Origin of the sequence: Serratia sp. CY38905 (assembly GCF_052168875.1) — a bacterium.
In the GTDB taxonomy this organism is placed as follows: Bacteria; Pseudomonadota; Gammaproteobacteria; order Enterobacterales; family Enterobacteriaceae; genus Serratia; species Serratia sarumanii.
In genome coordinates, this window is the sequence record NZ_JBJNLV010000004.1 from 21,325 (window position 1) to 47,314 (window position 25,990).

At 60.0% G+C, this 25,990-nt stretch carries 24 protein-coding genes and 4 tRNA genes; 6 read left to right on the plus strand and 22 right to left on the minus strand.

Annotated elements, in window-relative coordinates:
- Window positions 1-12: 12 nt before the first annotated feature.
- The 8 genes from ACJ8MK_RS11440 to alaS form a co-directional block, all read right to left on the minus strand.
- Window positions 13-441, minus strand: coding sequence for a YqaA family protein (locus ACJ8MK_RS11440; protein ID WP_004932520.1), 429 nt, complete (start codon window positions 439-441; stop codon window positions 13-15).
- A complete protein-coding gene (yqaB, locus tag ACJ8MK_RS11445; RefSeq protein WP_049234766.1) occupies window positions 438-1,004 on the minus strand; it encodes a fructose-1-phosphate/6-phosphogluconate phosphatase in 567 nt (188 codons plus the stop codon). Before yqaB ends, ACJ8MK_RS11440 begins: the two co-directional genes overlap by 4 nt.
- Window positions 1,005-1,183: 179 nt before the next feature.
- A tRNA-Arg gene (locus ACJ8MK_RS11450) sits at window positions 1,184-1,260 on the minus strand.
- A gap of 191 nt (window positions 1,261-1,451) precedes the next feature.
- Window positions 1,452-1,528, minus strand: a tRNA-Arg gene (locus ACJ8MK_RS11455).
- Window positions 1,529-1,586: 58 nt separating this feature from the next.
- Window positions 1,587-1,663 (minus strand) — tRNA-Arg (locus ACJ8MK_RS11460).
- A 3-nt stretch (window positions 1,664-1,666) separates the two neighbouring features.
- A tRNA-Ser gene (locus ACJ8MK_RS11465) sits at window positions 1,667-1,759 on the minus strand.
- A 310-nt stretch (window positions 1,760-2,069) separates the two neighbouring features.
- Window positions 2,070-2,255, minus strand: coding sequence for a carbon storage regulator CsrA (csrA, locus tag ACJ8MK_RS11470; protein WP_004091602.1), 186 nt, complete (start codon window positions 2,253-2,255; stop codon window positions 2,070-2,072).
- A gap of 252 nt (window positions 2,256-2,507) precedes the next feature.
- Entirely contained in the window at window positions 2,508-5,135 is a 2,628-nt protein-coding gene (gene alaS / locus ACJ8MK_RS11475) for an alanine--tRNA ligase (protein WP_033637175.1), read from the minus strand.
- Between alaS and ACJ8MK_RS11480 the strand changes: the two genes are divergently transcribed.
- Window positions 5,085-5,228: a hypothetical protein gene (locus tag ACJ8MK_RS11480; protein ID WP_162091232.1), complete on the plus strand. Its 144-nt coding sequence runs from the start codon at window positions 5,085-5,087 to the stop codon at window positions 5,226-5,228. The genes alaS and ACJ8MK_RS11480 overlap by 51 nt on opposite strands.
- 40 nt (window positions 5,229-5,268) lie before the next feature.
- Here the strand turns inward: ACJ8MK_RS11480 and recX are convergent, their stop codons facing one another.
- The 3 genes from recX to pncC form a co-directional block, all read right to left on the minus strand.
- Window positions 5,269-5,781, minus strand: coding sequence for a recombination regulator RecX (gene recX, locus ACJ8MK_RS11485; RefSeq protein ID WP_047569255.1), 513 nt, complete (start codon window positions 5,779-5,781; stop codon window positions 5,269-5,271).
- 60 nt (window positions 5,782-5,841) lie between these two features.
- Window positions 5,842-6,906: a recombinase RecA gene (gene recA / locus ACJ8MK_RS11490; RefSeq protein ID WP_004932541.1), complete on the minus strand. Its 1,065-nt coding sequence runs from the start codon at window positions 6,904-6,906 to the stop codon at window positions 5,842-5,844.
- 111 nt (window positions 6,907-7,017) lie between these two features.
- Window positions 7,018-7,506: a nicotinamide-nucleotide amidase gene (gene pncC / locus ACJ8MK_RS11495; RefSeq protein WP_060422394.1), complete on the minus strand. Its 489-nt coding sequence runs from the start codon at window positions 7,504-7,506 to the stop codon at window positions 7,018-7,020.
- A gap of 243 nt (window positions 7,507-7,749) precedes the next feature.
- Here pncC and ACJ8MK_RS11500 point away from each other — a divergent pair, with 243 nt between their 5' ends.
- The gene (locus ACJ8MK_RS11500; RefSeq protein ID WP_049213106.1) at window positions 7,750-9,129 is read left to right on the plus strand and encodes an MFS transporter; all 1,380 of its coding nucleotides are present in this window, start codon (window positions 7,750-7,752) and stop codon (window positions 9,127-9,129) included.
- 11 nt (window positions 9,130-9,140) lie between these two features.
- Here the strand turns inward: ACJ8MK_RS11500 and chbG are convergent, their stop codons facing one another.
- From chbG to ACJ8MK_RS11530, 6 genes are all read right to left on the minus strand, one after another.
- Window positions 9,141-9,902, minus strand: coding sequence for a chitin disaccharide deacetylase (gene chbG, locus ACJ8MK_RS11505; RefSeq protein ID WP_060423406.1), 762 nt, complete (start codon window positions 9,900-9,902; stop codon window positions 9,141-9,143).
- A gap of 148 nt (window positions 9,903-10,050) precedes the next feature.
- Window positions 10,051-10,899: a transcriptional regulator ChbR gene (chbR, locus tag ACJ8MK_RS11510; protein ID WP_033637170.1), complete on the minus strand. Its 849-nt coding sequence runs from the start codon at window positions 10,897-10,899 to the stop codon at window positions 10,051-10,053.
- Between the two features lie 15 nt (window positions 10,900-10,914).
- Window positions 10,915-12,300 (minus strand): glycoside hydrolase family 1 protein, encoded by a 1,386-nt coding sequence (locus tag ACJ8MK_RS11515; RefSeq protein ID WP_442517758.1) that lies wholly within the window; start codon window positions 12,298-12,300, stop codon window positions 10,915-10,917.
- Between the two features lie 43 nt (window positions 12,301-12,343).
- Window positions 12,344-13,705 carry a PTS N,N'-diacetylchitobiose transporter subunit IIC gene (gene chbC / locus ACJ8MK_RS11520; protein ID WP_004932557.1) on the minus strand — a complete coding sequence of 454 codons (1,362 nt, stop codon included), beginning with the start codon at window positions 13,703-13,705 and terminating at the stop codon, window positions 12,344-12,346.
- A gap of 12 nt (window positions 13,706-13,717) precedes the next feature.
- The gene (locus ACJ8MK_RS11525; RefSeq protein ID WP_004932561.1) at window positions 13,718-14,035 is read right to left on the minus strand and encodes a PTS sugar transporter subunit IIB; all 318 of its coding nucleotides are present in this window, start codon (window positions 14,033-14,035) and stop codon (window positions 13,718-13,720) included.
- A gap of 416 nt (window positions 14,036-14,451) precedes the next feature.
- Window positions 14,452-15,345, minus strand: coding sequence for a LysR family transcriptional regulator (locus ACJ8MK_RS11530; protein WP_442517759.1), 894 nt, complete (start codon window positions 15,343-15,345; stop codon window positions 14,452-14,454).
- Between the two features lie 106 nt (window positions 15,346-15,451).
- On the opposite strand from ACJ8MK_RS11530, the gene ACJ8MK_RS11535 reads away from it, so the two are divergent.
- The 4 genes from ACJ8MK_RS11535 to mutS all read left to right on the plus strand — a co-directional run bounded on the left by ACJ8MK_RS11535 (window position 15,452) and on the right by mutS (window position 21,123).
- On the plus strand, window positions 15,452-16,252 hold the full coding sequence (locus tag ACJ8MK_RS11535; protein ID WP_237730381.1) for an SDR family NAD(P)-dependent oxidoreductase: 801 nt from the start codon (window positions 15,452-15,454) through the stop codon (window positions 16,250-16,252).
- A 12-nt stretch (window positions 16,253-16,264) separates the two neighbouring features.
- Window positions 16,265-17,236: an aldo/keto reductase gene (locus tag ACJ8MK_RS11540; protein WP_161725456.1), complete on the plus strand. Its 972-nt coding sequence runs from the start codon at window positions 16,265-16,267 to the stop codon at window positions 17,234-17,236.
- A gap of 29 nt (window positions 17,237-17,265) precedes the next feature.
- Entirely contained in the window at window positions 17,266-18,258 is a 993-nt protein-coding gene (locus tag ACJ8MK_RS11545) for a Vgb family protein (RefSeq protein WP_442517760.1), read from the plus strand.
- A gap of 309 nt (window positions 18,259-18,567) precedes the next feature.
- Window positions 18,568-21,123, plus strand: coding sequence for a DNA mismatch repair protein MutS (mutS, locus tag ACJ8MK_RS11550; RefSeq protein WP_197807756.1), 2,556 nt, complete (start codon window positions 18,568-18,570; stop codon window positions 21,121-21,123).
- Between the two features lie 79 nt (window positions 21,124-21,202).
- Here mutS and rpoS read toward each other — a convergent pair whose 3' ends face one another.
- From rpoS to truD, 5 genes are all read right to left on the minus strand, one after another.
- The gene (rpoS, locus tag ACJ8MK_RS11555) at window positions 21,203-22,201 is read right to left on the minus strand and encodes an RNA polymerase sigma factor RpoS (RefSeq protein ID WP_442517761.1); all 999 of its coding nucleotides are present in this window, start codon (window positions 22,199-22,201) and stop codon (window positions 21,203-21,205) included.
- 54 nt (window positions 22,202-22,255) lie between these two features.
- Window positions 22,256-23,254: a murein hydrolase activator NlpD gene (gene nlpD / locus ACJ8MK_RS11560; RefSeq protein ID WP_033652940.1), complete on the minus strand. Its 999-nt coding sequence runs from the start codon at window positions 23,252-23,254 to the stop codon at window positions 22,256-22,258.
- A gap of 325 nt (window positions 23,255-23,579) precedes the next feature.
- Complete coding sequence (locus ACJ8MK_RS11565) at window positions 23,580-24,206, minus strand: protein-L-isoaspartate(D-aspartate) O-methyltransferase (RefSeq protein ID WP_033637164.1); 627 nt, start codon at window positions 24,204-24,206, stop codon at window positions 23,580-23,582.
- Window positions 24,200-24,961: a 5'/3'-nucleotidase SurE gene (surE, locus tag ACJ8MK_RS11570; RefSeq protein ID WP_033637163.1), complete on the minus strand. Its 762-nt coding sequence runs from the start codon at window positions 24,959-24,961 to the stop codon at window positions 24,200-24,202. The genes ACJ8MK_RS11565 and surE overlap by 7 nt, the downstream gene beginning before the upstream one ends.
- Complete coding sequence (gene truD / locus ACJ8MK_RS11575) at window positions 24,942-25,988, minus strand: tRNA pseudouridine(13) synthase TruD (RefSeq protein ID WP_079656229.1); 1,047 nt, start codon at window positions 25,986-25,988, stop codon at window positions 24,942-24,944. The genes surE and truD overlap by 20 nt, the downstream gene beginning before the upstream one ends.
- Between the last annotated feature and the right edge of the window lie 2 nt (window positions 25,989-25,990).

A 25,990-nucleotide genomic window follows, 5' to 3' on the forward strand; every position in this document is an offset into this window, starting at 1 on the left:
ATATTCACTTGGTTACTGCCACCAGGCGATGCCCTGTACCGTTATCATAGCCAAAACGATGTAACGCAGCGCCTTTCCGATACACAGAAACAGCGCGACAGAGCCCCAGGGCATGCGCAGCCAACCTGCCAACACGCACAACAAATCGCCCACCACCGGCACCCAGCTGAGCAACAGCGCAGCCGGGCCGAAGCGTTGCAGCCACCCGAGCGCCGTTGCCAGCCCCCGCTGTGGTTTCAACGCCGGTAACAGGCGCCCGATAATGACATTGGTCAAGCCACCCAGCGTGTTGCCCAGGGTCGCTGCCAGCACCAGCAACTCCGGCGAGACGCGACTCTGGGTCAGCAAGGCGACCAGAACGATTTCTGAATTTCCCGGCAGCAGCGTCGCACTGAGGAAGCTACTGCCAAATAACGATATTACGGCTAGCGTACTACTCACAGCGTACGGACGTCTACCACCGCCATACCGGCGCTTTTCGCCGCCTGAATGCCGAAATCAGCGTCTTCAAACACCACGCATTTTTCCGGCGGCACGCCGATCAGTTCGGCGCAGCGCAGGAAGGTGTCCGGCTCCGGTTTGTGGCGCTGCACGTCGTCCGCACCGACGATCGCGTCGAAGCAGTTGAACAGGCCGAGATGACGCAGCAGCATTTCCGCCATGCGGTGCTCGCTGCCGGTGCCGACCGCCATCGGACGGCGGCCATGATAGGACTTCACCACCTCGATCAGCGGCAATGGACGCACGCTGTCCAGCAGCATCGCTTCCACCGCGCGGGTTTTCTCCGCGGCCAGGTGATGAGGATCGAGATCGGCCTGATGGCTGGCGATAATCGCCTGCGCGATGCGCCAGGTCGGCGAACCGCTCAGCGCCACCATGGCCGCTTCATCAAACGTCATGCCATAACGGGACAGCACTTCACGCCACGCTTTACGGTGCGTTGGCTCGGTGTCCAGAATCGTGCCGTCCATGTCGAAAATAAGACCCTGATAGCGGTCGAACATCGTTACTCCATGATCGTTGAGGAAAGAAAACTACTTTAGCGTAAAGCCGTTGGGTTGTCGCTGACTGCGTCATAACGGAATGTGCTGTGCCCTATCGGGCGCAAAGGAGGACAGGGGTGAAGTAGAGAATGGTTAAATGCTGAAAAGCGAAAAACCCGCCGAAGCGGGTTTCTCTTAGATGGTGCATCCGGGAGGATTCGAACCTCCGACCGCTCGGTTCGTAGCCGAGTACTCTATCCAGCTGAGCTACGGATGCATTACTGTTTTTACTGCTTGCCTGCTTCGCTAATGAAGCCAGACTTAAAGAATGGTGCATCCGGGAGGATGATTCGGCGCTTGCGCCTCACCCTGCGGGCCGTTGCTGAAGCAACGTTATCCTCCCTAAGGGACACTTTCTTTTTTACTGCCCGCCTGAAGATTTCTCTTCGCAGTACGGGAAGTGAAGAATGGTGCATCCGGGAGGATTCGAACCTCCGACCGCTCGGTTCGTAGCCGAGTACTCTATCCAGCTGAGCTACGGATGCACAGTAATTCTTTGATACCCTATGGTACTTTGTTCCCAACTCTACCATACGGCTAATATGGTGCATCCGGGAGGATTCGAACCTCCGACCGCTCGGTTCGTAGCCGAGTACTCTATCCAGCTGAGCTACGGATGCAAATGGCGGTGAGGCGGGGATTCGAACCCCGGATGCAGCTTTTGACCGCATACTCCCTTAGCAGGGGAGCGCCTTCAGCCTCTCGGCCACCTCACCAAACGCTTCTTTCGAATTGTGCCTAACTCGCTTTAGAGAAGCTCATCGGCACTGCGTGGCGCACATATTACTTTCTCCGACTTTTAAGTCAAACAATTTTTCCCAACTCATGCGCGTTTGCACAATTCGCACCCAACATGGGCGATTTCACGGCAAAAAGGGCGTTTTATCAACAGGCAACCGCCGCGTCTGTAGCAACAAAGCAGGAAACTAACCGGGAAAATAATCACGAAAAAGAAGAGGGAGGGCGAAGGAAGTGGGTAAAACGATGCAGTAGCGTCTCGTCTGGCAACGAGACGCTGCTTCGGAATCAGTAAGTCGTCTGCTGAGACTTCTCTGCCTGAATGCGCTGATAGATTTCTTCACGGTGAACCGAAACCTCTTTGGGGGCGTTCACACCAATACGCACCTGGTTGCCTTTTACCCCTAGCACAGTAACCGTAACCTCATCGCCAATCATGAGGGTTTCACCAACTCGACGAGTCAGAATTAACATTCTTTGCTCCTTGAAAGATTAAAAGAGTCGGGTCTCTCAGTTTCCCCGTCATTATCCATCATATGTGGTGAAAACGTAAGCCGCGCAACCCACAATAAGTGTAAGCAGACTTGGTCCCACCTCAGATAATGGTAAGTTTAGCCGACCTGAAAAACTTTGTTCCCGCAATTGTAACTAAATTGTGTTAGCACAGTATGAAAACGCCATAATCAACAAAGTATTATGGCGTTTGTGCGTGCTATTTATTTATATTCACAGCTTCGAGGCCACCCAGGCTTCTACGCTGTTTAACGCCGCTGGCAGGGCGTTGATATCCGTCCCCCCCGCCATCGCCATATCCGGGCGACCACCGCCCTTGCCGCCGACCTGCTGCGCCACGTTGCCGATCAACTCGCCGGCTTTCACGCGGTCAGTCAGATCCTTGGTCACACCAGCAACCAGGCTGACTTTGTCATCAGCCGTCGTTGCCAACACGATGATGGCCGAACCCAATTGATTTTTCAGGTCATCTACCATGGTGCGCAGCATTTTGGCTTCGACATTGTCCAACTGGCTGACCAACAGCTTCACGCCGTTAACCACTTTTGCCTGGCTGGACAACGAAGCGCTCTCCTGCGCCGCCTGCTGATCTTTCAACTGCTGCAGTTCTTTTTCCAGCGCGCGCGTGCGATCGAGCACCGAGCGCACTTTATCGGTCAGGGTGTTACTGTCGCCTTTGACCAACTGAGCAACGTCTTGCAACAAATCGCTTTGCTGATGCAGCGTAGCGATAGCGCCAGCGCCGGTCACCGCTTCAATACGGCGGATGCCCGCCGCGGTGCCCGACTCGCTCAGAATGCGGAACAGGCCGATATCGCCGGTGCGGCTGGCATGGGTGCCGCCGCACAGCTCGGTGGAGAAGTCGCCCATGGTCAGCACGCGCACGTTGTCATCATACTTCTCACCGAACAGCGCCATCGCGCCCTTCTCTTTGGCATCTTCCAAGGCCATCAGCTCGGTCTGCACCGGCAGGTTACGACGCACCTGCTGGTTCACCAGATCTTCCACCGCGCGGATTTGCTCCGGCTTCATCGCTTCGAAGTGCGAGAAGTCGAAACGCAGGTATTTGTCGTTAACCAGCGAGCCTTTCTGCGCGACGTGGTCGCCCAACGTTTGGCGCAGCGCGGCGTGCAGCAGGTGAGTTGCGGAGTGGTTCAGACGAATGCTGTTGCGGCGCTCAGCGTCGATCTGCGCGTCCACGCGATCGTTCAGCTTCAGCGAACCCTGCGCCAGTTTGCCCTGATGGCCGATAGCCTGACCGTATTTCTGGGTATCGTTGACCGTAAACTCAGCGCCGGCGGCTTTCAGCACGCCTTTATCGCCGACCTGGCCGCCGGATTCGCCATAGAACGGCGTCTCATCCAGCACCACCACCGCCTCTTCGCCGGCGTTGATCTGATCGACCGGCTGGCCGTCGCGGAACAGCGCGATGACCGTCGCCTGCTGCTCGTCGTGATCGTAACCGCTGAACTGGCTGCTGCCATCCACGCGGATCAGGCTGTTATAGTCGGCGCCAAAGCCGCTGGATTCGCGCGCACGGCGGCGCTGTGCTTCCATCGCCTCTTCAAAGCCCGCTTCGTCGACTTTCAAACCGCGCTCGCGGCAGACGTCAGCGGTCAGATCGATCGGGAAACCGTAGGTATCGTACAGACGGAAAGCGGTTTCGCCGTCCAGGGTATCGCCCTGCAGCTTGGCCAGCTCTTCGTCCAACAGCGCCAGGCCACGCTCCAGCGTGCGGGCAAACTGCTCTTCTTCGGTTTTCAGCACCTGCTCCACCAGCGATTGCTGGCGTTTCAGTTCGTCGGCCGCCGGACCCATCACTTCGATCAACGGCGCCACCAGTTTGTAGAAGAAGGTGTCTTTCGCGCCCAGCATGTTGCCATGGCGGATCGCGCGACGAATGATGCGGCGCAGCACATAGCCGCGGTTTTCGTTAGACGGGATCACGCCGTCCGACACCAGGAAGGCACAGGAACGAATGTGGTCAGCGATAACGCGCAGGGATTTGTTGTCCAGATCGGTTGCGCCGGTCACTTTAGCCACGGCGGCGATCAGGGTACGGAACAGATCGATTTCATAGTTGGAGTTCACATGCTGCAACACCGCCGCAATGCGCTCCAGACCCATACCGGTATCCACAGAAGGTTTCGGCAGCGGCAGCATGGTGCCGTCGGACTGACGGTTGAACTGCATGAAAACGATGTTCCAGATCTCGATGTAGCGGTCGCCGTCTTCTTCCGGGCTGCCTGGAGGGCCACCCCAGATGTGATCGCCGTGATCGTAGAAAATCTCGGTGCACGGGCCGCATGGGCCGGTGTCGCCCATCTGCCAGAAGTTATCGGAAGCGAAAGGCGCGCCCTTGTTGTCGCCGATGCGGATAATGCGCTCGGCCGGTACGCCGATTTGCTTCTGCCAGATGTCGAACGCTTCGTCATCGGTTTCATACACGGTGACCCACAGTCGCTCTTTCGGCAGGTTGAACCAGTTTTCACCGGTCAGCAGTTCCCATGCGTAGCCGATCGCGTCGTGCTTGAAGTAATCGCCGAAGCTGAAGTTGCCCAGCATTTCAAAGAAGGTGTGGTGACGCGCGGTATAACCGACGTTTTCCAGGTCGTTATGCTTGCCGCCTGCGCGCACGCAGCGCTGCGAGGTGGTGGCGCGGGAATAGGCGCGTTTGTCGAGCCCCAGGAAAACATCCTTAAATTGGTTCATGCCGGCATTGGTAAACAGCAATGTCGGATCATTGTTAGGCACCAGGGAGCTGCTCGCTACAACCTGATGACCCTTACTATGAAAGAAATCGAGAAACGCTTGACGGATCTCAGCGGTGCTCTTGCTCATAATTTTCCTGGAAAGGCTAGAATAACGACACGTGAGCCGGTGACGCGTCATCCCGACGATGACAACCAGCTCACGAACAAAAAGTGGGGATAAGATAAATTTTCTTCAGAGGGAAGTAAAACCCCGTGTGCGCTCATTGCGCAAAATCACGGTAAATTGACTGAATTTCTTCCTGGAAGAAGCCGCGATAGAGCAGATAACGCTGCACTTTGGCTTTCTCTTTCCAGTCGGTTGGCAACGCATCGCCAAATTTTCGCTGCGCCACCTGTTTTGCCTGTTCACACCAGTCGATGTCGCATTCCGCCAGCGCGTCCTGCACCAGCGCTTTGTCGACGCCCTTTTGCATCAGTTCGCTGCGGATGCGCTGCGCACCGTAACCTTTACGGCTGCGGCTGCCGATGTAGCTGTGAGCGAAACGCTTATCGTCCAGCCAGTTATGCTGGTAACAGTAGGCGATAACCTGCTCGATCAGCGCAGGATCCACCGGCTCTTCAACCACCGGCGGTGATGCCGGCGCATGTGGCCCCTTGCTGCCAAAACGGGCTTTCGCCACAAACGGCTGCGCCGCAAGTTTGCGGCGCAGTTCAGCTTCACTATGATCGCGTTGCGACAGCAGGCGCATGGCGCGGCTTAGCAAGTCATTCATCATTCAAGCCTGAATTTATGGGATATGCGCCACACGAACGGCGGCGCACATCTTCAGCGATTAGAACTGCTCGCTGGTTTCCGCTTCGTCGTCTTCGAAGTCGTCACCGGAAGCGGCCACCAGCTCACCGCCGCTGTGCAGCAGCAAATCGCGCAGCTTCTTATCCAGCTCGGCGGCGATAGCCGGGTTTTCTTTCAGGAAGTTACAGGCATTCGCCTTGCCCTGACCGATTTTCTCGCCGTTATAGCTGTACCAGGCGCCGGCTTTTTCGATCATCTTGTGCTTCACGCCCAGATCGACCAGCTCGCCACGGCTGTTGATGCCTTCGCCGTACATGATTTGGAATTCAGCCTGTTTGAACGGCGCAGCGATTTTGTTCTTCACCACTTTCACGCGGGTTTCGCTGCCCACCACTTCGTCGCCCTCTTTAATGGCGCCGATGCGGCGGATATCCAGACGCACCGAAGCGTAGAACTTCAGGGCGTTACCGCCGGTCGTGGTTTCCGGGTTGCCGAACATCACGCCAATTTTCATACGGATCTGGTTGATGAAGATCAGCAGGGTATTGGCGTTTTTCAAGTTGCCGGCCAGCTTACGCATCGCCTGGCTCATCATGCGCGCCGCCAGACCCATGTGAGAATCGCCGATTTCACCTTCGATTTCCGCCTTCGGCGTCAGCGCCGCCACGGAGTCGACGATGATGACGTCAACCGCGCCGGAGCGGGTCAGCGCATCACAGATTTCCAGCGCCTGCTCGCCGGTGTCCGGCTGGGAGCACAGCAGGTTGTCGATATCGACGCCCAGCTTTTTCGCATAGATAGGATCCAGCGCGTGCTCGGCGTCGATGAACGCACAGGTTTTGCCTTCGCGCTGCGCAGCGGCGATCACCTGCAGCGTCAGGGTGGTTTTACCGGAGGATTCCGGGCCGTAGATTTCGACGATGCGGCCCATCGGCAGGCCGCCGGCGCCCAGAGCGATATCGAGTGACAGTGAGCCGGTGGAGATCGTTTCCACGTCCATGGAGCGGTCTTCACCCAGGCGCATGATGGAGCCTTTGCCGAACTGTTTCTCAATCTGGCCCAGTGCCGCAGCTAACGCCTTTTGCTTGTTCTCATCAATAGCCATTTTTGCTCCTTCGTTTCGCAATGCCGGTGTTACCCCACACTGCCACTGAATGTATGTTGTGCAGGAAATGTCACTAATTATACTGTATGGTCATACAGTATCAAGCCTAATTTACAAAAATTCGTCGATGGCGGTTTGCAGCGCGAAAATCGTCGCCTGCAGCCGCACCGCATCGCGATCGCCCTCGAATTGCATCTTGCGTGACAGCCCCCGGCCATCGCTGCTGGCGAAGCCGAACCACACGGTGCCGACCGGCTTTTCCGCGCTGCCGCCGTCCGGGCCGGCGATGCCGCTTACCGAGAGCGCCAGATCGGCCCGCGCCGCACGCAGCGCCCCTATCGCCATCTCGCGCACCACCTCTTCGCTGACCGCGCCGTGCGCCGCCAACGTGGCTTCGCTCACCCCCAGCAGGTCGTGCTTCGCCGCATTGCTGTAGGTGACGAAACCGCGATCGAAATAGGCGGAGCTCCCCGCGATATCGGTAATGGCCTTGGCAATGCCGCCGCCGGTGCAGGATTCCGCGCAGGTGATCCAGCGGCCCTGAGCCTTCAGTTTTTCCCCCGCCAGCACGCTGAGCCGGCGCAGTTGGTCGTCACTCATAACCCCTCCCTCGCGAATTCAGGTATATGCGCCCGATAGTAGCATTTATCAAGGCGGCGCGACGGCTGGCGCGCAGAAATGCGCAGCGCCTCGCAGGAGGTGCGGTTTTAAGCGCCCGGCCAAGCTGCTAGTATCAAAAGAAGCGCCCCAGCGAGCGGCGGCGCACCAGCACAAGGAACATCACGGAGGCGGCACGCTGCGGCGGCGGCCTCAGGGCGCACCAGAAGAGATTAGGACGATAGCGTGAAAAAAACGTTGGGCGTATTCTTGCCGTTGTACACCACCACCCTGCTGCTGCTGTTGGGCTCGGGTCTGCTCACCACCTACGTCTCGCTGCGGCTGGCCTCCATCCACGTCAGCAGCGCGCTGATCGGCGCCATCATCGCCGCCAACTACATCGGGTTGGTGATCGGCGGCAAGGTCGGCCACTTTCTCATCGCCCGCGTCGGGCATATCCGCGCCTACGTGGCCTGCGCCGGCATCATTACCGCCGCGGTGCTGGGGCACGGCCTGACGGCGTTCATTCCCGCCTGGGTTGCGCTGCGCCTGGTGATCGGGCTGTGCATGATGTGTCAGTTCATGGTGCTGGAAAGCTGGCTGAACGACCAGGCGGAATCCAACCAGCGCGGCATGGTGTTCGGTTTCTATATGGCGGCGACCTATCTCGGCATGTCGCTGGGCCAGATCGTGCTGATGCTGCAAAGCAATCTGGGCATCGCCACGCTGCTGGTGATCGCACTGTGCTTCGCGCTCTGCCTGGTGCCGATCGCTCTCACCACCCGCACCAATGCGCGCCACATGTCGCCGGCGCCGATGGAACTGCGTTACTTTGTCGGCGCTATTCCCAAGGTGCTGGCCACCACGCTGGTGATCGGCATGGTGGTAGGTTCGTTTTACGGCCTGGCGCCGGTCTACGCCAGCCTGCAATCCTTAAGCACGCAGCAAACCGGCCTGTTCATGGCGCTGGCCATCTTCGCCGGGCTGGTGGCGCAATTCCCGCTCAGTTGGCTGTCGGATCGCTATAACCGCCCCTTGCTGATGCGCCTCAACGCCATTTTTCTGATCGTGGCGGCGCTGCCGCTGGCGCTGCTGCCGCACATCGATTTCCCGCTGCTGCTGGCGGTGGGGTTCGTCGTCAGCATGCTGCAGTTTACGCTCTACCCGCTGGTGGTGGCATTGGCCAACGATCTGATCGAGCCGGAGCGTCGCGTCTCGCTGGCCGCCTGCCTGCTGATGGCGTTCGGCGTCGGCGCCAGCATCGGGCCGCTGGCGGTCGGCGCGCTGATCGAGCCGCTTGGCGGCAATATCCTGTACGCCTTCTTCGCCCTGTGCGGCGTGCTGCTGGCGGCCCTCAGCCGCACGGCGAAAGCGGAGGAGCCGCAGCTGGCGCAGGACGCGCCGGTGCCGCACATTCCGCTGCCGGACAGCCTCGCCAGCTCGCCGCTGTCGCCGGCGCTCAATCCGACCTTTGATGAGCAGATCATTCACGACACCATGCCGCCGCCGGAAGCGGCGCCCGATGTCGACGAGCCGCAGCCTGAAGAACAGGAAACGGAGCACTTGCCTCAGGGCGCCGATCCGCAAGAGGACACCGGCCTGAAAAAGGCGCACGCCATGCTGTAAACGGCGCGGAGCTACAGATCCAGGAAAGAGCCAAGCAGAAAACCGCGTTCGGCGATCGCCGCTTTCAGCGTCGGCGCGGTCAACACATCCAGCTCGACGAGGCGCGGGTGGCAGTATTTGCTCTGCAGGATCGTCGCGTCGAGGAACGCCGGGTGGCACATCATTTCCAATGACTCGGCGCCCTGCTCGTCGGCACGCGCCAACCGCTGCAGGAACAAGGCTTCGGAAATCGTTTCGCCGTAGAATCCCGCGTCAAACGCGTCGGTGCTGCAGGGCGTCTGCAACGCAATATCGCGCCGTTTCGCCTCTTCGCGATCGAGGCGCAGCGGCAGACCCTGCGCCTGCGCAAACGCCTCCACCAGCGGGTAAATCTGCGGCTGCATATGTACATGGTGGTGGCTGTCGATGTGCGTCGGCGGCCTGCCGAACAGCGTCACAAACCGCGCGAACTGGCGCTGCAGCTCCTCCTGGATCTCGTCCAGCTGCAGCTCGCCGGCCTCGGCGCGGCGCCACAGCCATTTACCCAATTCGCCATGCTCGTTGACCAGCGAAGGCATGGCGCCCAGCGGCCTGCCATGGGTCAAAACGAAATGCAGCCCGATCGGTAACCCCGGATATTGCCGGCTGAGCGCCGCCGCGTGCTGTGCGCCGCCGCCGTTCACCATCGCCGTGGTAGAGGAAACGACGCCATGCTGATACGCCTCGATAACACCGTAGTTTTGTCCCTTGCTCAGGCCGAAGTCATCGGCATTCACGATCAGTAGTTTTTCCATAGTGGCTCCCACGGGATGAATTTTTGGCAAGGGAAGCCCGACCGACCGGCGCGGCATTCCCCTTCGCTAAGGTAAAAATCGAATGATTAACCGGCCGGCGGCCTGAAGCTCATCGGCATATCGGCGTTGATACTGATCGGGAGCGGCCCTAAAGAGGGCCGTAGCACTTTTTTCGGTAGTTGCCTGGGGTCACATCGGTGAGCCGCTTGAAGTTTTTAATGAACAGGCTGACATCGCCATAGCCGGAATCGAAGGCGATATCGGAAACCGAATAGTTGGTGACCTCCAGCTGCGTCTTGGCGAAGTTGATGCGGATCTCATTGATCACCTGCATCGGCGTCTTGTGGTAGTAACGCCGCATCGCCCGGGTCAGATACTCCTGGGTTTTCCCCGACAGCGCCACCATGTTAGCCAACGCCCTTTCACCGAACATCGCCTTGTCATGCATGCCGGCCAGGGTGTTCTTCAGCCACTGCGGGATATCATCGCCGCCGTCGTTTTCTTCTTTATGGTGACGAATACGGCTGATCACATAGAAGGTCAGCGTTTCGAGAAATTCGGCGAAGTCGTCCTCGCGAAACTGCGGCGAACTCACCACCGATTCGATATAGGCCAAAAACTCGTTTCTCAGGCTGTAGGCCTGCGAGGCGACGAAGCAGCGCGGCAGCTGCTGCAAATAGTGCTCTTCAAAGAACGCTTTGCTGACCGCCACGTTGAAGATTTTCGTCGCGCCGAACTCGTAAAAGCTCTGGTGGTAGGAGCCGATGGGGATAAAGACGAAATCCCCGCGCTCCAGCAGCACCCGCTTGCCGTTGATCTCCTGATAGCATTTGCCGCTCAGCACGATGGTGAACTCGTAATAGTCGTGCTGATGCAGCCCGGTGGCGCTTTCCACCTTGTTGTAGATAAACAGGTGAAAATCTTTGCAGTTAAAAAAATCCTGCTCGCGAATCAGCTTCACGTCGTTGGCACTCAGCGAAATTCGGTTGTCGGACACGGCGCCGGCCTCCCGTTAGTCAAATCCGTTGCGTCTGGCCGCCTCGGCAAACCAGTAGCCGCTTTTCTTGATGGTGCGGCGCTGATCCGCCCGATCCAGCCGCACCAGCCCATAACGATTCTTGTAGGCGTTCAGCCAGGACCAGCAGTCGATAAAGGTCCACAGATGATAGCCTTTGCACTGCGAGCCTTCCGCCAGCGCGCGGTGCAGCCACTTCAGGTGCTCGCGAATAAAGTCGATGCGGTAATCGTCCTCCACCCGCCCATCGGCGCCGATAAACGCCTCTTCGCCCTCAACGCCCATGCCGTTTTCCGAAATATAACAAGGCAGGTTGCCGTAGTTCTCTTTCAGATCCATCAGGATGTCGTACAGCCCCTTTTCGTAGATCTCCCAGCCGCGGTGCGGATTGATTTTGCGACCCGGCATTGCATAGTAACTGAACAAATCCTCCGGCGATGCGATCGGCCCCTCGGCACGACGCCCCTCTTTCGCCTGCACCCTGCGCGGCTGGTAATAGTTGACGCCGAGGATGTCCACCACGCCGCCTTCAATCAGCGGCGCATCCTGTGGCTCGCAGCAGGGCATCAGCCCATGCCGCTCCAGCAGCTGCAGCAACGCCGCCGGATAACGCCCTTTGGCGACCGGATCGAGGAAACTGCGGTTGAGCAGCAGATCGGCGTCGTGCGCGGCCTGCCGATCCTCCGGCGCGTCGGAACGCGGATAGGTCGGGCTCAGATTCAGAATGATGCCGATGCTCCCCGGCAGCTCCCGCGCTCTGAAACGCTGCACCGCCATGGCGTGCGCCAGTACGCTGTGATACGCCACGGTGACCGCCCGTTTGAAGTCCACCACGCAAGGGTAATGCAGGTCATTCAGGTAACCGGCCTCCACCGGCACGATCGGCTCGTTGAAGGTGAACCAGTGGGTAACCCGATCGCCAAACAGGCCGAAGCAGATATCGGCGTAACGCGCATAGGCTTCGACCACCGCCCGGCTTTCCCAGCCGCCGCGCTGCTGCATGCACAGCGGCATATCGAAGTGGTAGAGATTGATAAACGGGGTGATGCTCTGCGCCAGCAGCTCGTCGATCATCGCGTTATAGAACGCCACCGCCTGCGGGTTCACCTCGCCGTCACCGTCCGGGATCAGCCGCGACCACGAGATAGACGTTCTGAAGGTATTGTGGCCCAGCGTTTTGAGCAGCCCGATATCGGTGCGGAAATGGTCGTAAAAGGTCGAGGCCTCGGCCGGCCCCACCCGATCGTGAAAGCGCTCGGGCGCGATCTCGTACCAATAGTCGAAGATGTTGCGGCTCTTGCCGTCCCGCGCGGCCGCCCCTTCAGACTGCGGCGCGGAGGTGGCGCTGCCCCACCAGAACCCGTCGGCAAATTGATATTCCATACTCGCGTCCCTCGCAGGGCGGCCGCGCCGCCCCGTTCCACAGTTAGAATTTCAGCGCCTTGGCGATGTCTTCTTCGCTTTCCGTCGCCGCGTCGATCTGGCTCTGCGCCTTGTTGGAGATCGCCACGAACGGCAGATAAATCACGGTGGCGACCGCCAGGTTAAACAGGCTCAACAACATGGCCATGATGCTGCCGTTGGTGTTGAAGAACGCCCCCAGGCCGACCGGCATGGTCCAGGGCGCGATGTTGGTGATAGGCGGGATCAGCCCGGAATAATAAGCCAGCGAGGTGATAATGGTCAGCACCGGCTGCACCAGGATGAACGGAATGAACATCACCGGGTTCATGATCACCGGCAGGCCGAACAGAATCGGTTCGTTGATCTGAAAAATGCCGGACGGCGTCGCCAGCTTGGCGACCTGGCGGTAATCCTCGCGGCGCGAGGCGATGAAGATGGCGATGATCAGGCCCAGCGTCGAGCCGGTGCCGCCGAGGTAAATGTAGGAGTCGACGAACGGCTTCGCCCACATGTGGAACTCTTTCCCGGCGGCCACCGCCGCTTCGACCGAACCGTATTTGTTGTACAGCTCCACGTTTTCCAGCGCGAACGGCGTCATGATGCCGCTGTCCAGCGCCGCCAGCGCCATGGAGCCGTGCACCCCAAAGAACCACAGCAGCGAGGAGAACAGCACGTACACCCAGCCCACCACGCTGCCCATCTTGGCCAGCGGTGCCGAAATGCCGTCCATGATGATCTGGTGGAAGTTGGTGCCCCAGTGCGCCAGCGCGAACGCCACCAGCCCCATGATGGAGAGGATGATGAAACCGGGGATCAGCGCCGAGAAGGAGCGCGACACCGAAGCCGGCACGCTGTCCGGCAGGCTGATCACCCAGTTGCGCCGCACGATGAAAGCAAACATCTCGGCCACCACCAGCCCGATCACCATACCGGAAATGATGTTGGCGCCGCCCAGCCAGTTGGCGCCCACCGCATAGGCCTCGCCGACGTTGAACGGTGTGACGGTCATAAAAGCAGCCACCGCCAGCAGCGCCGAGGCGAGCGGATCGACCTTGCGCTCTTCGGCCAACGCCATGCTGATAAAGAACGGCGTCATCAGGGACATGATCCCCAGCGTGCCGTTGTACACGCTGCCGCCAATGCTCTTCAGGCTATTGAGCGTCTCGATGGTGGAGGCGTCCAGGCGCACGCCCAGCGAATAGAAGAACGATCCTTCGCCGAAGCTCAGGAACACGTTGTTGATCAACACGAACATCGCCCCGGTCAAGGTCAGCGGCATCAGGCGGATAAAGCCGTTCTTGATGGCGTTGACGTGGGGCTGCTTGCCGATTTTTACGGCGAAAGGCAGGATAACCTTCTCGAGCGAGGCAATGAGGGTATTCACGGCGGCCTCCTGTTATTGGTTGGCTTTCTTGATGGCGGCCACCGCGGCCTTCAGCACGCCCAGCCCATCGACCTTGCCGTACAGCAGCGGATCGATGACTTCAACGGGTTTGTTGGGCAGCTGTTTTTGCACTTCCGGCAAGGTGTAGGCAATCTGCGGCCCCAGCAGGATCAGATCCGCTTCAACGCCTTTCTCCGCAGCCAGCGCTTCCGGGTAGGCGGCGATGATCACCGGCACTTCGTATTTCTCGGCCTGCGCCTTCATTTTTGAAACCAACAGGGAAGTGGACATACCGGCAGAACAAAACAGATAGATTTTTTTCTTTTCCATACCAAGCACCTCAGATAATCAAAAAAACCCCGTGTTATTTGTATGCCAGATGCAATCACGATTGCTTCACGCACATTCCTTATGAAAATTTCCGTCACGTTGCCCTGGTTGCAGACAGTATACGGAGCATGAAAAACGGATCGGTAAGCCAGGGGAGAGAATAACCGTCTCTCCTTGACCTGATGGCTTGACCCCCTTCACATTTCGCATAAAAAAATAGTGTGACCGGGCTCTCAAATAACCGATATAAACTCAGAATATTCGCAATAAATACTCAAATAACAATTATAAACAGACAGTTATAAACACGCCGAGAATTTAAGGGTTTATTTGCGCCTGAACAAACGAAAAGAGAATAAAATAGTTCAAGCTTGATTCGCCTGCTGCTCTCCGAACGCGATGGCAGGCGAAGAGGATTAGGTGGGCAGACGCAGCAACTCGATCACCGTGGCCAGCGCCACGGAATGGTTCCTGCGGTTGGGGTAATAGAGGTAAAAACCGGGAAACGGCGCGCACCAGTCGGCCAACACTCGCCGCAGCCGCCCGCTCGCCAGGTGTTCTTCCACCTCCTGTTCGATGGCGAAGGCGATGCCGACGTGCGCCAGCGCCGCCTGCAGCAGCAGCCTGGCGTCATCCACGATCAGCGGGCTGTTGACCGCCACGGAAAACCGCTGCTCGCCCTGCTGAAAAGCCCATTTGTAGCGCTCGCCTGAAGAGCTCTTGCGCCAACCGATGCAGCGATGCTGCAGTAAATCCTGCGGATGCGTCGGTTCACCGTGCCGTTGAAAGTAATCCGGCGTGGCGACGATGGCAAAACGCAGATCCGGCGTCAGACGCACCGCGCGCATATCGTTGTGCAGATCCTCGCCGAGCCGAATACCGGCGTCAAAGCCTTGCTCGACGATGTTGGCGAACCCTTCGTCCGCCACCACCTCCAGCGTAATGCCGGGATATTCGCTGGCCAACCGCCCCAGATGCGGCACGATGGCGAGATCGATCGCCGAACGCGGCGCGTTGATGCGCACCAGGCCGCGCGGCCCTTCGCGAAACGCATTCAGGCTCTCCAGCGCGGCGTCGATGTCGGTAAAGGCCGGCACCAGCTGTGCCAACAGATGCTCACCTGCCTCCGTCGGCGAAACGTTGCGGGTGGTGCGGTTCAGCAGGCGAATGCCCACCTGCGCTTCCAGTTCGCGCAGGGTGTGGGTCAGCGTCGGCGGCGTCACGCCCAATCGGGCGGCGGCGCGGCGGAAGCTGCGTTCACTGGCGATAGCCACGAAGGCCGCCAGGCCGGACAATTCGGGTTTCTTCATGCTATTAATATAAATTATCTAATAGTGAGATGAATTTTTAGCGGATAGTTATCCGTTATCTAACAACATAGCATTACGATCGAACCCATTACCAGGTATCGATGCGATGATTAATGCTACAACTCCAACTCATGAAACGCCGCGCCGTCTGGCGGACAAAGTCGTGCTGGTGAGCGGCGGCGGCACAGGCATCGGCCGCGCCGCCGCGCTGGCCTATGCCCGCGAAGGCGCCAAAGTGGCGCTGGCCGGCCGACGCGCGGCGGAAATCGAAGCCACGGCGCGCGACATCGCGCTCGCCGGCGGCGACGCCCTGCCCATCGTGGCCGACGTCTCCCAGGAAAACGATATCCGCAGGCTGCTCGCCACGGTGACCGCCCACTACGGCCGGCTCGACGTCGCCTTCAACAACGCCGGCATCATCGGCAACTTCGCTCCCATCACCGAACAGAGCAGCGAAGATTTTGACCGGGTGATCGCCATTAACCTCAGAGGCGTCTGGCTGGCGATGAAATACGAGATTGAAACCTTCCTGGCTCAGCGCTCGGGCGGCGTGATCGTTAACACTTCCTCCTGGCTGACCCACGGCGCGCTGGCCGGCTCATCCAGCTATTCCGCCAGCAAAGGCGCGCTCGATGCGATGATCCGCGCGGTGGCGCTCGAATACAGCGGCCAGGGCATCCGCGTCAACAACATCAACCCCGGCATCATCGACACGCCGATGGCGCGCGGCAGCGTGGCCGACAGCGCGGCGTTCGCGCCCTTTATCGCCCATACGCCCGCCGGCCGCCTGGGCGAATCGGAAGACATCGGCGATGTGGCGCTGTGGCTGGCGACGGACGAAGCCCGCTTCATCACCGGCCAAAGCCTGCTGGTGGACGGCGGTTACACCATCGCCGGCATGCGCTGAGGAGACGACGCCATGAACTACGTTCGGCTTGGCGACAGCGGCCTGATGGTGTCCCGCCTCTGCCTGGGCGGCATGACCTACGGCGATCCGGCCTGGCGCCCCTGGGTGCTGAAGGAGGATGAAGCGCGCCCCTTTATCCGCGAGGCGCTGGAAGCGGGCATCAATTTCTTCGATACCGCCAACATCTACTCCGGCGGAGAAAGTGAACGCATTCTCGGCCGCGCGCTGAAGGCGTTCGCCCGTCGAGAAGACGTGGTGATCGCCACCAAGGCTTACTTTCCGATGGACGCGCAGCCGAACAGCCGGGGGCTGTCGCGCAAGCACCTGCTGCACAGCATTGACGCCTCCTTGCAGCGGTTGGGAACGGATTACCTCGATCTGTTCGTGCTGCACCGCTTCGACACCGAAACGCCGATCGAAGAAACTGCCGATACCCTCGATGGCCTGGTGCGGGCGGGCAAGATCCGCTATCTCGGCGCGTCTTCACTGCACGCCTGGCGCCTGATGAAAATGCTGGCCTTTCAACGTCAGCACCGCCTGGCGCCGTTTATTTCGTTGCAAAGCCAATACAACCTGGTGACGCGTGAAGACGAAGAGGAACTGATCCCGCTGTGCCTGGAGGAAGGTCTTGGCCTGACGCCCTGGTCGCCGCTGGCTCGCGGCGTGCTGGCCGGCTCCGGCAGTGGCGGCACGCTGCGCGCCGCCACCGACGAGCAGGCCCCCCGTTGGTACGGCGGCAGAAACGAGGTCGAACGCACCGTCGCTGCGGTAGCGGAGGTGGCGGCCGCGCGCGGCGTTCCCCCGGCGCAGATTGCGCTGGCCTGGCTGTTGGCCAAACCCGGCGTGGCATCGCCGCTGGTGGGCATGTCCAAGCCACACCATCTGCAGGATGCACTGGCGGCGCTAGACCTCAGGCTATCGCCGGAAGACGTGGCCGTGCTGGAAGTGCCCATGGCGCACGCTGCCCGCCCCGAGCGCTGGTAACCCCTTTTCCTTCATTCCAGGAGAAAGACATGGCATACGCTGTGACCGCGCGAGCGGTGTTATTCACCCTCGCTACTGCACTCACCCTCAGCACGCCGGCGCAGGCCGCCGTCGATACACACTGTACGGAAAGCAGTATGACGCTGCCGCCCGGCGCGCTTTACCCCAACGGCATCGCCCGCGCGGCGGACGGCACGCTGTATGTCGGCCTGATCACCAGCGGCAACGTGCTGCGCAAACGGCCGGGTAAAGCGTGGGAAACCTTTTTCCCCGGCGCTGACACGGTGTTCGCCTCAAACGCGCTGCGGCTGGACGAACGGCGCGGGCTGCTGTGGGGCAATTCGCCGGACTTCCTCTCCGGCGGCAAAACGCGCGCCAACCGCATCTACGCGCTGAACGTCGCGGATGGCACGCTCAACCGCAGCCTGGCGCTGCCGGCGGGAGAAATGGGCAACGATATCGTGCTCGGCGCAGACGGCACAGTGTACGTGACGGAAACCCGCGGCGGCAGCATCCTGCGCCTGCGGCCGGGCGAAGCGGCATTCAGTACGCTGTATCAGGATTCACGCTTAGCGGCCCCTAGCGGGCTGGGCGCCGCCGGGATCGTGCTGCTCGACGACCGGCTGCTGGCTGTCGCCAATTTCGGCACCGGTAAGCTCTACACCCTCAGCTATAACGATCCAAAGCCGCAGCTGACGGAAATGCAGCTGCCGCGCCTGATTGAAAACCCGGACGGGATGGGGTTGGCACCGGACGGCGCGCTGATCGTGCTGGAAAACGGGATCCAGAGCGGCCAGGGGCGGATCCTGCGGATCCCGTCTCCCAAGGCGGCAGGCATGCACCGGATTGAGGTCTTGCGCGAAGGCATGGAATCGCCGGTCAATCTGACTATCACCCCACAAGGCTGCGCCTTCGTCAGCGAATCGCGCATTCGCCACCGCCTGCTGCCCGGCCATGAATCCGAAGTGCCCGACAGCTTCCGTCTCTATCAACTGCCCCTGCCCCTCACCGCCGCGCAATAAACTCCACGCCGCCTCAGCGGGCGGCGACTTGCGTTGTTGCCCGCAGGCGAACGACAATCTCGCTTCGTTACAACTCCTCCTTGCGCAGCGCTTCCCATTTTTACCTGTGACAGCCGATTGCCCGCTGGGCTAGTATAAGCGTCTGTGCAAACCTCGGGTTTGAGCGCGCCGTTTGGCGTTTTGATGATTTGATTTGCGCCGCCCGCCAAGCGCTGAATGGGGCGGTGCCTGCTGAAACAATGTGATAGCGAATGACGACAATGAAAATCACAGTTCCCTTTACATTCAATGGATTGGAAAAATAATCGCATGAATAGCACCGATAAACTCGATTCGCATACGCCGATGATGCAGCAGTACCTGCGCCTCAAGGCCCAGCATCCTGAAATCCTGCTGTTCTACCGCATGGGCGACTTCTACGAGCTGTTTTACGACGACGCCAAGCGCGCTTCCCAGCTGCTGGATATCTCGCTGACCAAACGCGGCGCCTCGGCGGGTGAACCGATCCCGATGGCCGGCGTGCCGCACCACGCTGTAGAGAACTACCTGGCCAAGCTGGTGCAGCTCGGCGAGTCCGTCGCCATCTGCGAGCAGATCGGCGATCCGGCCACCAGTAAAGGGCCAGTCGAGCGCAAAGTGGTGCGTATCGTCACCCCCGGCACCATCACCGACGAAGCGCTGCTGCAAGAGCGCCAGGACAACCTGCTGGCGGCGATCTGGCAGGACGCGCGCGGCTTCGGCTACGCCACGCTGGACGTGAGCTCCGGCCGCTTCCGCGTCGCCGAGCCGCAGGATCTGGAAACCATGGCCGCCGAGCTGCAGCGCACCAATCCGGCCGAGCTGCTCTACCCGGAAACCTTCGAACAAATGGCGCTGATCGAACAGCGCCACGGCCTGCGCCGCCGCCCGCTGTGGGAATTCGAGCTTGAGACCGCGCGTCAGCAGCTCAACCTGCAGTTCGGCACCCGCGATTTGACCGGTTTCGGCGTCGAGCAAGCGCACCAGGCGCTGCGCGCCGCCGGCTGTCTGCTGCAGTATGTCAAAGATACTCAGCGCACTTCGCTGCCGCACATTCGCGGCATCACCATGGAGCGCCAGCAGGACGGCATCATCATGGACGCCGCCACCCGCCGCAACCTGGAACTGACGCAGAGTCTGTCCGGCGGCAGCGACAACACGCTGGCGGCGATCCTCGATCGCACGGTCACGCCGATGGGCAGCCGCATGCTGAAACGCTGGCTGCACATGCCGACCCGCGATATCAAGGTTCTCACCGCCCGCCAACAGGCGATCGGCGCATTGCAGGAGCTGTGCACCGATCTGCAGCCTTCGCTGCGTCAGGTGGGCGATCAGGAGCGAATTTTGGCGCGTCTGGCGCTGCGCACCGCCCGGCCGCGCGATCTGGCGCGCATGCGCCATGCTTTCCAGCAACTGCCGGACATCCGCGCGCTGCTGCAAGATGTGGATACCCCGCACGTGCAGCAGCTGCTGTCGCAGGTAGGGCAGTTCGACGAGCTGCGCGAGCTGCTGGAACGCGCGGTCATTGAATCCCCGCCGGTGCTGGTGCGCGACGGCGGCGTGATCGCCCCCGGTTACAACAGCGAGCTGGACGAGTGGCGCGCACTGGCCGACGGCGCCAGCGATTACCTCGATCGGCTGGAGATCCGCGAGCGTGAAAAGCTGGGGCTGGATACGCTCAAGGTCGGCTTCAACGGCGTACACGGCTACTACATTCAGGTCAGCCGCGGCCAAAGCCATCTGGTGCCGATCCACTATGTGCGCCGTCAGACGCTGAAAAACGCCGAGCGCTACATCATCCCGGAATTGAAAGAGTACGAAGACAAAGTGCTCACCTCCAAGGGCAAGGCGCTGGCGATCGAGAAAAGCCTGTACGACGAGTTGTTCGATCTGTTGCTGCCACACCTGGCGGAACTGCAGCAAAGCGCCGCCGCACTGGCCGAGCTGGACGTGCTGGCCAACCTGGCCGAGCGCGCCGATACCCTGAACTACGCTTGCCCGACCATGAGCGAGCAGCCGGGGATCCGCATTACCGAAGGCCGTCACCCGGTGGTGGAGCAGGTGCTGAGCGAGCCGTTTATCTCCAACCCGCTCACCCTGTCGCCACAGCGCCGTATGCTGATCATCACCGGCCCGAACATGGGTGGTAAAAGCACTTATATGCGGCAAACGGCGCTGATCGTGCTGATGGCGCACATCGGCAGTTACGTGCCGGCCACCAAGGCCACCATCGGCCCGGTGGATCGCATCTTCACCCGCGTCGGCGCGGCGGACGATCTGGCTTCCGGCCGCTCCACCTTCATGGTGGAGATGACCGAAACCGCCAACATCCTGCACAACGCCACCGAGCATAGCCTGGTGTTGATGGATGAAATCGGCCGCGGCACCTCCACCTACGACGGCCTGTCGCTGGCCTGGGCCTGCGCCGAGAACCTGGCCAACCGCATCAAGGCGATGACGCTGTTCGCCACCCACTACTTCGAGCTGACGACCCTGCCGGAGAAAATGGAAGGCGTGGTCAACGTGCATCTGGACGCGCTCGAACATGGCGACACCATCGCCTTCATGCACAGCGTGCAGGACGGTGCCGCCAGCAAAAGCTATGGCCTGGCGGTCGCCGCATTGGCCGGCGTGCCGCGCGACGTCATCAAGCGCGCCCGCCAGAAGCTGCGCGAGCTGGAGTCTATCTCCAGCCACACCGCCTCGGGCAGCGTCGATGCCACCCAGATGACGCTGCTGCAGGAAGAAACCTCGCCGGCGGTTGAAGCCCTGGAAGCGCTGGATCCGGATTCCCTGTCGCCGCGCCAGGCGCTGGAATGGATCTACCGGCTGAAAAATATGGTGTAGTCTGGCGCCAAACGCGGGCATAAAAAAACGGTGAGCATGACGCTCACCGTTTTTATTTGATGCGGTTCAACAACCGGCGTTATTCGCGGAACAGCGCCTCAATGCTCAGGCCCTGCGTCTGCAGAATCTCACGCAGACGGCGCAGACCTTCAACCTGAATCTGACGGACGCGCTCGCGCGTCAGGCCAATCTCCCGGCCTACGTCTTCCAGCGTCGCCGCTTCATAGCCCAGCAGGCCGAAACGACGCGCCAACACTTCACGCTGTTTGGCGTTCAGTTCGAACAGCCATTTGACGATGCTTTGCTTCATATCGTCGTCTTGCGTGGTGTCTTCGGGCCCGTTGTCCTTCTCGTCGGCCAGAATGTCCAGCAGCGCTTTCTCCGAATCCCCGCCCAGCGGCGTATCCACCGAGGTGATGCGCTCATTCAGACGCAGCATGCGGCTGACGTCATCCACCGGCTTGTCGAGTTGCTCGGCAATCTCTTCAGCGCTCGGTTCATGATCCAGCTTGTGGGAAAGCTCGCGCGCGGTGCGCAGATAGACATTCAGTTCTTTGACGATATGGATAGGCAAACGAATGGTACGGGTTTGGTTCATGATCGCCCGTTCAATCGTCTGACGGATCCACCAGGTTGCGTAAGTGGAGAAGCGGAAACCGCGTTCCGGGTCGAATTTTTCCACTGCGCGAATCAGACCGAGGTTACCCTCTTCGATCAGATCCAGCAGCGCCAGACCGCGGTTGCTGTAGCGGCGGGCGATTTTCACCACCAGCCGCAGGTTGCTTTCAATCATGCGGCGGCGGGACGGCACGTCACCGCGCAGAGCACGCCGCGCAAAATAGACTTCTTCCTCTGCGGTCAGCAGAGGTGAATAACCGATCTCACCCAGATAGAGCTGCGTCGCATCCAATACGCGTTGCGTAACGCCTTGAGACAACAGCTCTTCTTCCGCTAAATCGTTCTCGCTGGTCTCTTCTTCTACCAGCGCTTTTTCATCAAACGACTCGGCCTCAGCTCCATTCTCGTCGAAATCCGCATCATCATGTAACTCGTTAACTTTCAGCGTATTTTGGCTCATATGCTGCTCCTACCCGTGATACCGCGAGCAGAATCTCAGCGTATTCTGCCCAATCTATCGCTGCGGAAGATAACGCAGCGGGTTTACGGATTTCCCCTTGTAACGAATTTCAAAATGCAAACGTACTGAACTGGTACCGGTGCTACCCATGGTGGCTATTTTTTGACCCGCCTTCACTTCTTGTTGTTCCCGGACCAGCATTGTGTCGTTATGAGCGTAGGCGCTCAGGTAATCATCATTATGTTTGATGATGATTAGATTACCGTAACCCCGTAAAGCGTTGCCTGCATACACTACGCGGCCATCGGCGGTAGCGAAGATCGGCTGCCCACGGGAACCGGCGATATCGACACCCTTATTCCCACCTTCTGATGAGGAAAAGTTATCAATAACCTTACCGTCAGTCGGCCATCTCCAGGTACTGACCGGAGCGCTGTTGCTGACGGTGCTGCTCACTGGTGGAGCGGCTTCCGGCGCGGTAACAGGCGCAGCCGCGGTCCCAACCGCTGCGGCCCCTGCTGCAGGTAACATCTTACCTACATTCTGTTTACCCGAGTTTTCAGAATACGCGTTAGTTGATTGAGAATCAACCGTTGCCGTCTGGATCTGGGAGGTGGAAGGTGGCTTCGGAACGCCGCCTTGGGTCGCGTCAGTCGTCGCCAACATACCGCCGCCGCCGTTGGCGGAACCATTACCAAGCTGAATGGTTTGGCCAACATTCAGGCTGTATGGCTCGGGAATATTGTTGCGCTGCGCTAGGTCGCGGAAATCGTTGCCGGTGATCCAGGCAATATAAAACAGCGTGTCGCCGCGCTTGACCGTATAAGTTTCGCCGCCGCTGTAACTCCCTTTAGGAATGGCGTTATAACTGCGGTTATAGACAATGCGGCCCTCTGGACTGGCCTGCTGCGCCCCGCCATTATTATTGCCGGATGGAACGGCGCCGCCGCCACCCACGCTGCTGATAGGGGCCGACGTTGAGGCATTGTTCGTACAACCCGCCAACCACAAACTTACCATCGTACACACCGCAACCCGGCGTAACGTAATCATTGGGCTTCCCGTGCTCATGCTTCCCCCATGACAGCAATATCAGTGATATATCCAAAATACCCTTTACATCGTAGCCGAGCTTTTGCCACTTCCCAGTTTCTGCGATGTAAAGGCGCCGCCGGCCGATCCCTGAATGCCAGGTCATCTCGCGCCGGAGCATCAAAACGCGCGCCAATGCTAACCAGATTGGCGTTGCCGCACCATAAGACAACTACGTAGAAAGGCCAATTCTAGTGAAAATTAACCTGATTGGAACGAGAAAACCTTATCCGGGCATGATGAAAGTGCAACAGATTTTGCCGACGGTCGAAAAATCAGACGATCGCTAGGCCAATTCGCCTTTCACCAGCGGCACAAAGCGCACCGCTTCTACCGCATCGACAACGAACTCGTTGCCATGACGCTGAATGCGTTTGAGAGTTTGAGCCTGCTCCCCCACCGGCAACACCAGAATACCGCCGTCGTCCAACTGTTCCACCAGCGCCTGCGGGATCTCCGGCGGCGCGGCAGTGACGATGATCGCATCGAACGGGCCGCGCGACGCCCAGCCCTGCCAGCCATCGCCGTGGCGGGTGGAAACATTGTGGAGATCGAGCTGCTTCAGGCGGCGCTTGGCCTGCCACTGCAACCCCTTGATGCGTTCGACGGAACAAACGTGTTGCACCAGATGCGCCAGGATGGCGGTCTGATAGCCGGAACCGGTGCCGATCTCCAACACCCGCGAGGTGGGCGTCAGATTCAGCAGTTCGGTCATCCGCGCCACCATATAAGGCTGGGAAATGGTCTGGCCGGAGCCGATCGGCAATGCGGTGTTTTCGTAGGCCTTATGATCCAGCGCTTCGTCGACAAAACGCTCGCGCGGCACCGCCTCGATCGCCCGCAGCAGCTTTTCGTCCCGGATCCCCTGCTGCCGCAGCTGCGTCAGCAATGTTTGCATGCGCTTGTTCACCATTCCCCGCTAACCTCTGCTTTGGTTAACCATGTTTTCACGACTTCTTGCGCCGCGTAGGCGGTTAAATCCACCTGCAGCGGCGTTATCGCCACATAGCCTTGTTCCACCGCCGCAAAGTCGGTATCCGGCCCGGCATCAAATTTATCACCAGGCGGCCCGATCCAGTAGATATTTTGTCCGCGCGGATCCTGCTGGCAGAAGACCTTGTCGGCTGGATGGCGGCTGCCGCAGCGGGTCACGCGCAGGCCTTTGATCTCCGCCAGCGGCAGATCCGGTACGTTGATATTCAGGATTTTTCCGGTTCGCAACGGTTCGCGCTGCAGCGCGCGCAGGATGCGGCAGGTAATGACGGCGGCGGTCGCGTAGTGCCGGTGGCCGTTCAGCGACACCGCCAGCGCCGGCAGCCCCAGGTGCCGGCCCTCCATCGCCGCCGCGACGGTGCCGGAATAGATGACGTCGTCGCCTAAATTCGGCCCGGCGTTGATGCCGGAGACCACGATATCGGGCGCCGGGCGCATCAAGGCGTTGACGCCAAGGTAAACGCAGTCGGTCGGCGTCCCCTGCAGCACTGCAATATCCCCGTTGGCCAGCGTCTGCGTGCGCAGCGGCGACTCCAGCGTTAAAGCATTGGAAGAGCCGCTGCGGTTACGATCCGGCGCCACAACCTGCACTTCGGCGAATTCCCGCAGCGCCGCCGCCAGCACCTGAATGCCCGGAGCGCTGACGCCGTCATCGTTACTCAGCAATATCCGCATCGCTGTCATCCTGCTGCATGATCTCGCGAACCACGCTGGTGGCGAAGCTGCCTGCCGGCAGCCAAAAGCGCAGTTCCACGGTAACGTCATCCCACCAGCTCCACCGCATATTTTGCGGCTGCAGCAGCAGGGCCCGACGAGCGGGGTCGACACGCTCGCGCTTTAAAAGCGTAAGCAATTCCGGCTGCTCCGCCAAGCATTGTTGTTCAAATGCCAACGCGCTGCCGGCGGTGCCCGGCTCGCCGTCGCCCGGCAATGTCGCGGTGACAACCAGCTCACCGGCATCCAAGCGCTGTTGCAACGTCTCCAGCTCATCGGCTTTGGCGACAAACCAGCTGCCGCGGCCGCTCAGCTGCAGGGCGTCACCTTCCAGCACGGTGCGCTGCAGGCCGTCCGCCAGGCGCCTGCTCGCGACCAGATTAAACAGCGCGCTACGGCTGGCAGAGAGGTAAAAACTGCGCTTGCTGCGCTCTTTGACGCGAATTTCATCATTCGCCCAGCGGCGCGCCATCACCAGGTTGTTGCCGCCACGGCCGAAACGCTGGCTGCCGAAGTAGTTCGGCACGCCCTGCGCGGCGATGGCCTGCAGGCGGTGTTCCACATCCTGCCGATCGGAAATATGGCGCAGCACCAGCGTAAAGTGGTTGCCCTTCAGGTTGCCGATGCGCATTTTACGCAGGTGGCGGGCGTACGAGAGCACCTCGCAGCCTTCCAGCGCAAACCGGGAGAAATCCGGCGTGTCCTTGCCCGGCATATGCAGGCAGAACCACTGTTCGGTCACCGCGTGGCGATCCTTCAAGCCGGCATAGCTGACGGAACGGGCGTGAATACCGGCGAAGCGCGCCAGATAGTCGGCCACGAACTGGGTATTGCAGCCGTTTTTGCGGATGTTCACCAGCACGTGCTCGCCTTCACCGTCCGGTGCAAAACCCAGATCTTCCACCACCACGAAATCTTCCGGATTGGCTTTCAACACCCCGGTGCTCTGCGGCCGGCCATGCAGCCAGGTCAGATTCGCCATATCCATGC